The sequence below is a fragment of the Parasphingopyxis sp. genome (assembly GCF_052168275.1).
Classification (GTDB): domain Bacteria; phylum Pseudomonadota; class Alphaproteobacteria; order Sphingomonadales; family Sphingomonadaceae; genus Parasphingopyxis.
Window position 1 is genome coordinate 16375 of record NZ_JBQLZM010000148.1, and the last position, 10926, is coordinate 27300.

Annotated in this window: 9 protein-coding genes and 1 tRNA gene; 7 read left to right on the plus strand and 3 right to left on the minus strand. The window is 67.1% G+C overall.

What is annotated here, in order from left to right:
* Positions 1-66 precede the first annotated feature (66 nt).
* On the plus strand, positions 67-609 hold the full coding sequence (locus ACTS1X_RS13725; RefSeq protein ID WP_442614969.1) for a CAP domain-containing protein: 543 nt from the start codon (positions 67-69) through the stop codon (positions 607-609).
* A gap of 9 nt (positions 610-618) precedes the next feature.
* Here ACTS1X_RS13725 and mutL read toward each other — a convergent pair whose 3' ends face one another.
* Positions 619-2418 (minus strand): DNA mismatch repair endonuclease MutL, encoded by a 1800-nt coding sequence (gene mutL, locus ACTS1X_RS13730; protein WP_442614970.1) that lies wholly within the window; start codon positions 2416-2418, stop codon positions 619-621.
* Positions 2419-2580: 162 nt separating this feature from the next.
* On the opposite strand from mutL, the gene ACTS1X_RS13735 reads away from it, so the two are divergent.
* The 6 genes from ACTS1X_RS13735 (at position 2581) to ACTS1X_RS13760 (ending at position 8299) form a co-directional block, all read left to right on the plus strand.
* Complete coding sequence (locus ACTS1X_RS13735; RefSeq protein ID WP_442614971.1) at positions 2581-3621, plus strand: rod shape-determining protein; 1041 nt, start codon at positions 2581-2583, stop codon at positions 3619-3621.
* Positions 3622-3652: 31 nt separating this feature from the next.
* Complete coding sequence (gene mreC / locus ACTS1X_RS13740) at positions 3653-4567, plus strand: rod shape-determining protein MreC (protein WP_442614972.1); 915 nt, start codon at positions 3653-3655, stop codon at positions 4565-4567.
* Entirely contained in the window at positions 4564-5082 is a 519-nt protein-coding gene (locus ACTS1X_RS13745; RefSeq protein WP_442614973.1) for a rod shape-determining protein MreD, read from the plus strand. The genes mreC and ACTS1X_RS13745 overlap by 4 nt, the downstream gene beginning before the upstream one ends.
* 35 nt (positions 5083-5117) lie before the next feature.
* The gene (gene mrdA / locus ACTS1X_RS13750) at positions 5118-7037 is read left to right on the plus strand and encodes a penicillin-binding protein 2 (RefSeq protein WP_442614974.1); all 1920 of its coding nucleotides are present in this window, start codon (positions 5118-5120) and stop codon (positions 7035-7037) included.
* A gap of 5 nt (positions 7038-7042) precedes the next feature.
* On the plus strand, positions 7043-8158 hold the full coding sequence (gene rodA / locus ACTS1X_RS13755; RefSeq protein ID WP_442614979.1) for a rod shape-determining protein RodA: 1116 nt from the start codon (positions 7043-7045) through the stop codon (positions 8156-8158).
* Positions 8159-8223: 65 nt separating this feature from the next.
* Positions 8224-8299, plus strand: a tRNA-Lys gene (locus tag ACTS1X_RS13760).
* A 46-nt stretch (positions 8300-8345) separates the two neighbouring features.
* Here the strand turns inward: ACTS1X_RS13760 and ACTS1X_RS13765 are convergent.
* Both ACTS1X_RS13765 and ACTS1X_RS13770 read right to left on the minus strand, forming a co-directional pair.
* Positions 8346-10631 carry an EAL domain-containing protein gene (locus ACTS1X_RS13765; RefSeq protein WP_442614975.1) on the minus strand — a complete coding sequence of 762 codons (2286 nt, stop codon included), beginning with the start codon at positions 10629-10631 and terminating at the stop codon, positions 8346-8348.
* 66 nt (positions 10632-10697) lie between these two features.
* Positions 10698-10926 (minus strand): hypothetical protein (locus tag ACTS1X_RS13770; RefSeq protein ID WP_442614976.1); only part of this gene is annotated, 229 nt, incomplete at its 5' end.

The window sequence follows — 10926 nt, forward strand, 5'->3', positions numbered from 1 at the left end:
TTGGGTGCAGCGCTCGCCCAGTCGGACGATGCGGTTTCAGCGCGCGAATCCGCGGTGCTTGCGGAAATGAATCGCGCACGCGCCGACCCGGCGGCCTATGCCGATGTGCTGCGCCGGTATCGCAGCTATTTCGACGGCCGGATTCTCCGGTTACCGGGAAATCCCGTCGGCATACTGACGACCGAAGGCGTGTCGGTCGTTGATGAAGCCATCGCCTTTCTCGAACAACAGCAGCCGCTGCCGCCTTTCGGCGCAAGCCCGCTTCTCGCGCGGGCCGCGGACGACCATGTCCGCGAACAAGGCCCGCGCGGCGCGCTGGGTCATGCCTCGCAAGACGGAGCCAGGGCCGGAGACCGCGCGCAAAGGCAAGGCGGCGGCCGTTATGTTGCCGAGGCGATATCCTACGGCCCCTCAGAGGGCGCGGAGGTCGTCCGCCAGCTTATCGTCGACGACGGCGTCCCCGATCGCGGCCATCGCCACCTGATCTTCACCGACGAATTCCGCTACGCCGGGGTCGGCTGCGGCGATCACGCGCGCTTCGAAACTATGTGCGCGATCAGCTTCGGCACGACGGCGACCGGCCATTATCGCGCCGGTTCGCCGGACTGACGCGCGCCATCACTTCCGTCCGAACAGCTTCTCGATATCGCCATGGCCGAGCTTTACCCAGGTCGGGCGGCCGTGATTGCATTGGCCGCTATGGGGCGTCACCTCCATTTCGCGAAGCAGCGCGTTCATTTCGGCGACGTTGAGTACCCGACCCGCCCGCACCGAGCCGTGACAGGCCATGGTCGCGGCGACATGGTCGAGTTTTTCCTTGAGGCTCAGATGCTGGTCATAGGCGGCGATTTCGTCGGCAAGGTCGGTGATCAGGCCTTTTACATCGCCGGCGCCCAGCATGGCGGGCGTCGCGCGGACGAGCATCGCCTTGGGGCCGAACCGTTCTAACTCGAGGCCTAGCTCCGTCAGTTCCCCGATTCGCTCCTCCAGCGCGTCGCAGGCGCTCTCGTCCAGCTCGACGACTTCGGGCACGAGCAGGCCTTGGCTCGCCACACCGCCTTCCGCCATCGCGCGGTTCATCCGCTCCAGCACCAGCCGCTCGTGCGCGGCATGCTGGTCGACGATCACGAGCCCGTCCTCGGCCTCGGCGACGATATAGGTTTCCGCGACCTGCCCGCGCGCGATCCCGAGCGGGTGATCTGCCGCGTCCGGCACCGGCGTCTCCGCCGCTTCCGCCCGGCCTTCGGGCGCGGGCTGGTAGTCGCGCGCCCGATCCCAGACGCTGGCTTGCGCCGCTCCGGGTGGCGGCGTGAAGAAGGCCGCGCGCTGTTGGCCGCTCTGTTGATAGTTCTGTGAATAAGCTGTGGGCGGGGCGCCCACCGGTTCGGCCTGCCAGTTGCCGAGCGCACCCGCCGAGGGGCGCTGGACGCTGCGGAAACCGGCCTCGTCCAGCGCGTGGCGCAGGCCGCCGACGATCAGGCCGCGGATATTGCCCGGCTCGCGGAACCGCACTTCGGTCTTGGCCGGATGGACGTTCACATCGACCTCGCCCGGCGGCACGGTCAGGAAAAGCGCGAGCACCGGATGCCGGTCCCGCGCCAGCAGGTCCTGATAGGCGCCGCGCACGGCCCCGATCAGCACCCGGTCCTTCACCGGCCGGCCGTTGACGAACAGATATTGGTGATCGGCGACGCCGCGGTTGAAGGTCGGCAGGCTCGCGACACCCTCGAGCTTCGCCGTGCCGCGCTCGTAATCGACCGCGACGCTGTTCTCGGTCAGCTGCCGGTCGGTCAGCGCGGCGACCCGCTCGGCGCGCGTCTCGCCGGGCTGTACCGAGATATTGCGCCGGCCGTCATGCTCGAGCGTGAAGCCGATATCGGGCCGCGCCATGGCCAGGCGCCGGATCGCGTCGGCGGCGGCCGCATATTCCGAGCGCGGCGTGCGCAGGAATTTGCGCCGCGCCGGCACCTTGGCGAACAGATCGTCGACGACGACCCGCGTCCCGCGCGGCAGCGCCGCCGGCCCCTCCTCGACCAGCGCGCCATTGTCGACGATCCGCGACCAGCCTTCTTCCCCGCGCACCCGGCTCTCCACGGTGAGGCGCGCAACGCTGGCGATCGACGGCAGCGCTTCGCCCCGAAAACCGAGCGTTTCGACGCCCTCGATATCGTCGTCCGGCAGCTTGGACGTCGCATGCCGCTCGAGCGCCAGCGCCATTTCCACGGCGCTCATCCCGCAGCCATCGTCGATCACCTCGACCCGGTCGATACCGCCCGCGGCGAGACGCACGGTGATCCGCGTGGCCCCCGCGTCCACGGCATTTTCTACCAATTCCTTAAGCGCGCTCGCCGGCCGTTCGACGACTTCGCCCGCGGCGATGCGGTTGACGAGATGTTCGGGCAGGCGGCGAATTGGCATAAAAAGTCTTTACCGCATGTCCCGCGACCGCACGAGCGGTTGATCCACAATGATTCGCGCAAATTGTTAGTGCAAACGGGCTGTTTGGCGCTATGGGGGTGTCAAGGCCTGTCAAGCGCCGATTCCCGAAGCTTCAAAACACTTTGCGAGACTATTCCTACCATGTGGTTCCAACGTTTCTTCAAGATCATGTCCCACGACATGGCGATCGACCTCGGCACGGCCAATACCGTCGTCTATGTCCGCGGCCGCGGCGTCGTTCTCAACGAGCCTTCCGTCGTCGCCATCGAGACTGAAAACGGCATCCAGCGCGTCCGCGCGGTCGGCGAGGACGCCAAGGTGATGATGGGCAAGACGCCCGACGCGATCGAGGCGATCCGGCCGTTGCGCGACGGCGTGATCGCCGACATCGACGTCGCCGAACAGATGATCAAGCATTTCATCCAGAAGGTGCACGGCGCGCGCCGTTTTCCGCGCTGGCCGAAAATTGTGATCTGCGTCCCCTCCGGCTCGACGAAGGTCGAGCGCCGCGCCATCCGCGACGCCGCCTCCAATGCCGGGGCGAGCCAGGTTTTCCTGATCGAGGAACCGATGGCCGCCGCGATTGGCGCCGGTATGCCGGTCACCGAGCCGATCGGCTCGATGGTCGTCGATATCGGCGGCGGCACGACCGAAGTCGCGGTGCTCAGCCTGCGTGGTCTCGCCTACACGACGTCAGTCCGCACGGGCGGCGACAAGATGGACGAAGCGATCAGCTCCTATGTCCGCCGCAACCACAATCTGCTGATCGGCGAAGCAACCGCCGAACGGATCAAGAAGGAAGTCGGCGTCGCGCTGATGCCGGCCGACGGCAAGGGCCAGACGATCCACATCAAAGGCCGCGACCTGGTGAACGGCGTGCCGAAGGAGATCTCGATCAACCAGGGCCAGCTCGCCGAGGCGCTCTCGGAACCGGTCGGGACGATCGTCGAGGGCGTGCGCATCGCGCTGGAAAACACGCAGCCCGAACTCGCAGCCGATATCGTCGACCAGGGCATCGTGCTGACCGGCGGCGGCGCGCTGCTCGAAGGCATCGACGAGGTACTGCGCCGCGAGACGGGCCTCCCCGTGACCGTGGCCGAGGATCCGCTGACCTGTGTCGCGCTGGGCACGGGCCGCGCGCTCGAGGAAGAAATCTTCCACGGCGTCCTGAGCACGGGATAGTCCGGCCATATAAGCCAAGGGAGAAGGCCTGATGGCCTCAAACGGATCGAAGCGCCCCGGATTTTCCCGTCGCGCGCGTTTCGGCCTGTTCGCCGGATATGTCACCGCGATCACCGGTGCCTTAATCGGCGCCGGCCTCGTGCTGATCGCGATCTTCGACCCGCAGGGCTTCGCCGCGATCCGCGGCGGGGTCAGCGATGTCACCGCGCCGATCTCCTCGACCGGCCGCGGCGCGGTGCAGAGCGGCGGGCGGATCGACGACTATGTCGCCAATTGGTGGAATGCGGGTCGGCAGAATGCCGAGCTGCGCGCCGAGCTGGAGATCGCGCGGCGGCGGCTGATCGAAGCCCGGGCCACCGAACTGGAAAACCGCCGGCTGCGCGAAATGGTCGACCTTATCGAGGGCGGCACCGAAACGCTGGCGACGGCCCGGCTCGTCAATTCCAGCCTCACCAGCGCGCGACGCACGGCGACCCTGTTCGCGGGGCGCAACCAGAGCGTGATGTCCGGCCAGCCGGTGCGCGCCGCCGACGGGCTTGTCGGGCGGATAATCGACAGCGGACGCCTCGCATCGCGGGTCCTGCTGCTGACCGACCGCTCCAACATCGTCCCGGTACGGCTGACGCGCGACGGCACGCCCGCCTTCACGACGGGCCGCGGCGACGGCAGCGTCGAGGTCCGCTCGCTCGAGGCCGGGCGCAACCCCTTCGAACAGGGCGATATCCTCGTCACGAGCGGAACGGGCGGCATCTATCCGCCGAACATTCCGGTCGCCGTCATCTCCGAAGTGTTCGGCGATACCGCGCTCGCGACGCCGCTCGCCAATCCCGCATCGCTCGACTTCGCCATCGTCCAGCCGGCCTATGAACCGTCGGTCGAGGACGCCGAAACGCCCGGAGAAGGCGGGACGGCCGACGCCGAACCCGGCTTTTCGGAAACGCCGTGAACCGGCGGCTGCACGCAGCGGACGAGAATCTCGCGCTGATCCGCACGCGGCTCAGCCTGATCCCGTCGGCGAGCGTAATCGCGGGCTCGCTGATCTGCCTTGTGCCGCTGATCGGCCAGGCGCCCCTGCTCCCGCCGCTCGCGCTCATGATCTTTCTGGCCTGGCGCTTTCTCCGCCCGGAAATCTGGCCGATCTGGTCTGGGCTGCCGTTCGGGCTGTTCGACGACCTGCTCTCGGGCAATCCGATCGGCAGCGGGATGCTGTTGTGGACGGCCATCCTGCTCGCGCTCGACTTCGCGGAGAACCGGGCGATGTGGCGCGATTACTGGATCGACTGGCTGGCCGCGACAGGCGCGCTGACTTTCTATATCATGGCATCCATGGTGTTGAATGCGTTGACGGGCGGCGGTTGGCTCTTCTGGCCGCTCGTCCCCCAGATTGCCGCTACGATCTTGCTCTTCCCGCTCGTGCTGCGTCTGTGCGCGCGGCTCGACCAGCGGCGGCTCGCGCTGTGAAGCGGCGGCGGCCTTCGCTGTCGATCAACGACAATATGCGCAAGACCATGTTTTCGCGCCGCGCGATGCTGCTGGGCGGGGCCCAGCTCGGCGTGGCCGGGCTGCTCGGCGCGCGCATGGCCTGGATATCGATCGCCGAGAATGAGCGCTGGAACCTGCTTTCCGAGAGCAACCGCGTCCAGCTCAACCTGATCCCGCCGCGGCGCGGCTGGATCGTCGACCGGGCGGGCCAGCCGATCGCGATGAACCGCTCCGACTTCCGCGTCGACCTGATCCCGGACCGGTTGCAGGATGCCGAACGGGTGATCGCCACGCTGGCCGACCTGCTCGACCTGACGGAGGAAAATGTCGACCGTATCCGGGAGGAGCTCGATAGGGCGGCCGGCTATCAGCCGGTCCAGGTGGCGAGCGGCCTCGAGTGGGAGAAATTCGCGGCGGTCAACGTCCGCCTGCCGGACCTGCCGGGAGTATCCCCGCTGCAAGGCTTTGCGCGCCACTATCCGGCGGGCGCGGCGGTCGGTCATCTGGTCGGCTATGTCGGCGCGCCCAACCGCGAGGAATATGAGGAATCGGGCAACGACCCGCTGTTCCTTTTCCCGGGCTTCAAGGTCGGCAAGGACGGCCTCGAACAGACGATGGAAGACCGGCTGCGCGGCGAGCCCGGCGCACGGCGCGCCGAAGTCACGGCGCGCGGCGAGCTTGTCCGCGAACTCGATACCCGGGAGGACCAACCGGGCGACACCGTCCAGCTGACCATCGATGCCGGGCTGCAGGAATTCGCGGCGCGGCGGCTGGGCAACGAATCGGGCGCGGCGGTCGTGATCGACTGCCGGTCGGGCGATGTGCTGGCGATGACCTCGATGCCGGCCTTCGATCCGAACAGCTTTTCGGACGGCATCAGCCATGCCGAATGGAACATGCTTTCCGAGGACGAGCGCGTCCCGCTGCGCAACAAGTCGCTGCTCGGCATGTACCCGCCGGGATCCACCTTCAAGCCGGTTACCGGCCTCGCCGCGCTGGCCGCCGGCGTCGATCCCGAAGAGATCGTCCACTGCCCGGGCGGCTACCGGCTCGGCAACCGCTTCTTCCGCTGCCTCGGCCGCCACGGACCGATGAACCTGCACCGCGCGATCGCGCGCAGCTGCAATACCTATTTCTACACGATGAGCCGGCGCATCGGCATCGATCATATCGCGGAAGTCGCCCGCAAACTGGGCCTGGGCGAGGAATATCCGATCCCCGTTCCCAATCAGAATTACGGCACGGTTCCCGACAGCCGCTGGGTCGTGCGCCGCCATAACCGGGAATGGACCGACGCCGACACGCTCAACACCTCGATCGGCCAGGGCTATCTGCTGACGACGCCGCTGCAGCTTGCCGTCATGTCGGCGCGGATCGCGTCGGGCCGGTCGGTCGTGCCGCGTCTCGTGCGCGAAACCGCCCCGCCGCCGGTGATTGCCGGCATCGACCCGGCGCATCTCGACCGGATCCGCGCGGGCATGGACGAGGTGGTGAACGGAGCGGGCACGGCTCCGCGCGCGCGCCTGCCGCTCGACGACATCCGGCTCGGCGGCAAGACCGGCACCGCCCAGGTCGTGAACCTGTCCGCGGGCCGCGGCGGCATGGGCGTGCCCTGGCGCTATCGCGATCACGGCCTGTTCGTCAGCTTCGCGCCGGTCGAAGAGCCGCTCTATGCCTGCGCCGTCGTCGTCGAGCACGGTATGTCCGGCGGTCGGGCCGCCTCGCCCGTGGCCGCCGATTCGCTGCTCTATCTGTTCGATCGCGAGCAGGCGCTCGAAAGGCTGGCGCGGCACGAAGAAGGCTGGGGCGGTAACATCCGCGAGCGAATGGCGCGCCATGAAGCCCGGTATCGCGCGGCAAACGGACTGCCTCCGCTGCCTCATCTGCCGACCGTCGCCCCGCCGACATCCTCCGAAGACGAGGGGCCGGCGTGAAATCGATGACCAGCAATTACGATTCCCTCATTCCGCAGCCCATAGCCAACCTGCCCTGGCGGCTGATCCTGCTCGTCCTCGCCATATCGGGTTTCGGCCTGGCGGTCCTCTATTCGGCGGCCGGCGGCCAGTTGCAGCCCTGGGCGCTGAACCAGGCGATCCGCTTCCTGGTCTTCTTCGCCATGGCGATCATGCTGTCGCGCTTTCCCGAGGAATATTGGAAATTGTTTGCCTTCCCGCTCTACGCGGTGACGCTGCTCGGCCTGCTCGGGGTCGAGATCATCGGGCAGGTCGGCGGCGGCAGCCAGCGCTGGCTCAATCTCGGCTTCATGACGATCCAGCCGTCTGAGATCATGAAACCGGTGCTGATCCTGGCACTCGCCAAATATTACGACACGCTCCCCTCGGGCGAACTGCGCCGCGCCGTGGCGATCTGGCCGGCGCTGCTGCTGATCGGCCTGCCCGCGGCGCTGGTCGTGATCCAGCCCGATCTCGGAACGACGGTGGTGCTGGTCGCCGCCGGCGTGACGGTGATGTTCCTCGCCGGACTGCCCCTGCGGCTGTTCATCGGCGGTGCGGTGGCGGTGGCGGCCGCGATCCCCCTCGCCTTCCATTTCCTGCTCGAGGATTATCAGCGCAACCGCGTGCTCACTTTCCTCAACCCCGAAAACGACCCGCTCGGCACCGGCTATCATATCACCCAGTCGAAGATCGCGATCGGCTCGGGCGGACTGTTTGGCAAGGGATTCCTCAACGGCACGCAGAGCCATCTCGCCTATCTGCCCGAGGGCCATACCGATTTCGTCTTCGCTACGATGGCAGAGGAGTTCGGCCTGGTCGGCGGGCTGCTCCTCATTCTCGGCTTCGCGCTGCTGATCCGCTGGGGCATCCGGGTCGGCCAGCGCGCCCAGACGACCTTTTCCAAGCTGGCGGCGGCGGGCCTCTCGACGACCATCTTCTTCTATTTCGCGATCAACCTGATGATGGTGATGGGCCTCGCGCCTGTCGTCGGCATCCCGCTGCCGCTCGTTTCCTATGGCGGCTCGGCGATGCTGACCGTGCTGATCTGCATCGGCATCCTGATGTCGATCGACCGCGAAAACCGGATGCGGCGCCGCTAGGGTCGCAACTGGCGCTTGCGGAACGGCGAACGCCATGCTAACCGCCCCGCCTTCCCGACGGGTAAGGACGCATAGCTCAGTTGGCAGAGCAGCTGACTCTTAATCAGCGGGTCCCAGGTTCGAGCCCTGGTGCGTCCACCATCCTTCCAGTCTTTTCGGGGGCCCGCCTGCGAGGCGGCGGGCGCGCTCAGGCCGCCTTGCGCTTCGGCTCGACCGCGCCGATGCAGATCTCGAACTCTTCCCGGGGCATCGGCTTGCCGATGAAGAATCCCTGGCCGACATCGCAGCCCATCTCGGTGAGAATGTTAAGGCAATCGAGATCTTCGACCCCTTCCGCGACGACTTTCAGGTTCAGCTCGTGCGCGAGTTCGATCGTCGAGCGGATGAGAATACGATCGCTCGCATTGGTGTCGACGCCCTGCACGAAACTCTTGTCGATCTTGATCTCGTCGGCCGGCAGGCGTTTCAGATAGGACAAGGTCGATTGCCCCGTTCCATAATCGTCCACCGACAGGCGAATGCCCTTGCTGCGGAGCCGGTGCATAGCGGCGATGGCCGATTCCTCGTCTTCCATCGCCGCTGACTCGGTTACCTCGACCGTCAACAGGCCGGGCTCGACGTTCGAATTTTCGACACGCTTGACGAGCGCCTCCATGAACCGGCTGTTATGCAGGAGCGTCGCCGAAACGTTGACCGACAGTCCGGTTTTGTTGCCGGCCTTCTGCCAGCTCGCCAGCGCGTCCAGTGTGCGATCGACGGTGAAGAGGGTCAGGTCGGCAATTCGGCCGCGCTTCTCGGCGAGCGGGATGAAACTGTCCGGCGGAATCGCGCCGCGAACCGGATGCTGCCAGCGCACCAGGGCCTCGGCGCCGGTCACGTCCATGCTGGCAAGATCGATCTTCGGCTGGAAAGCGACCCAAAGATCGCCCGATTCCATCGCGTCGTCGAGTTCGCCGAGCAGCGCAAGATGCCATTTGCCGTCCGGATCGTCGCCTTCAACGTAGCGCTCCCAGCGCTGGCCGGCCGCTGCCGCCCGTTCCGCGGCCGCGGCGGCGCCCGCGACCAGCTTCGGTGCATCCCTACCCGATCCGATCGCCACGCCAAGGGCGAGAAGCGCGTCGATACGCTGCGAACCGATGGATATCGGCGCGCGCAACAGCGTTGTCACGGCCTCCATATGGTCCTCCAGATTGTCGTCGGCGACATGGTCGCAACGCCAGGCGATGAGGCTGTCGTCGATCCGGTAGAACGCGCTGTTCGTCGTGATGCTGAGCCGCCGGACCAGTTCCTGGAACAGCACGCCGATCTCGTCGGCCGAGAACAATGCCGCCGCCTCCGCGAACCCCTGGATGTTCCCGACCACGATTTTGGCATGCGGACTTCTTTTCGCGTCACGCACGAGCGCGGCGTGATTGGGAAGGCCTGAGATTTCGTCCTCGAGCGCGGCCTGGCGATATTTCCGGATGCCGGCCAGCGCCAGGGCCGTGGCGGCCGCCGCCGCGAGCATGGCGATCGCGGGAACGATCGCCGCGGTCGCGTTGAACCGGCTTTCCAGCACCAGCGGCCAGAGAAGGATCATCAGGCCCGAAGCCGCAAAGACGGCGCCGCGTATCCACAGCGCGCCCGGCACGATCAGGAACATCACGCCGACCAACGCCATCAGCAGCGCCGCACCGGGACCGTGTTCCGCCGGCACTCCGCCGGCCATCAGCGTTTCGGCGGCAAGCGCCTGGATCACGACGCCGGGCAGCACGCCATGCCCGGGAACGGCGTAGCGGTCGCCCATTTCGATCGCCGTGGCGCCGATCATGACGATTTTTCCCTGAACCGCCGCGGCATCGAACGCCCCGGTCTCGACATCGGCAAAACTCAATCGCGGGATCGTGTCGGGATCGATCGCGAAATCGATCGGAAAGTCCTGATCCGAGGCGCCCTGGGTCCCGGCCAGCATCGCCGGCAGCGAGGGTCGCGGCAGCCCGTTGGTGTTGACGCCCAGCAATGCCCGCCTGACCTGCCCGCTGCCGTTGCGGTCCGGCCGGATGTTGACCGCGGCGAGGAATGCGCTGTCGCGCAGAACGGGAATGGGTTCGCTGTCGACGATCTCGGTCTCGCCCGCGCCCGCGAGTTGGCGGAACGCCGGTAGCAGCACGAGCGCCTGGCTGGCGGCGAGCGCATCGGCGAAAGCCTGATCCTCGTCGGGCGTCGACCGGCTGGAAAAGTCGACGTCGAAGGCGATGGTCTGCGCGCCCGCCTCGTTCAGGCGCTCGACAAGCCGACCGTGATGGCTGCGTGGCCAGGGCCAGCTGTCGATCGCGACAAGGCTCGCCGCATCGATTTCGACGATCACGACCTCGCCGCTGGCGTCATGGCTGCGAACCGCATCGCGCGCGGTCCGCAACTGATCCTCGACGATCCCGTTGCCCCAGACCAGAACGGCCGCCGCGGCGCCGAGCGCCGCGAGCAATACCGTCATCCGGATGCCCCGAAACGGGGCCGTCAAGGCATATAGTCTACGGCCCACGCCCGCGTCCGCCGCCGATCAGAGCCGATTGCCCGGCCCGCGGGGTGATCCCTGGCCGTTGCCGGCGCCGAAATTCTGCTCCTGCGCACCGAACGTACCGGATCCGGCGCCGAGCCCGACACCGACGGTTATATCGGCCGCCGCGCCGGGGTCGCCGCATCCGGCAGCGATCGTGCAGGCTTCCAGGTTGCCCTCTGCGCCGACACCGGCACCGATCCCGGCGACGCTCACGCCGACACCGATATCG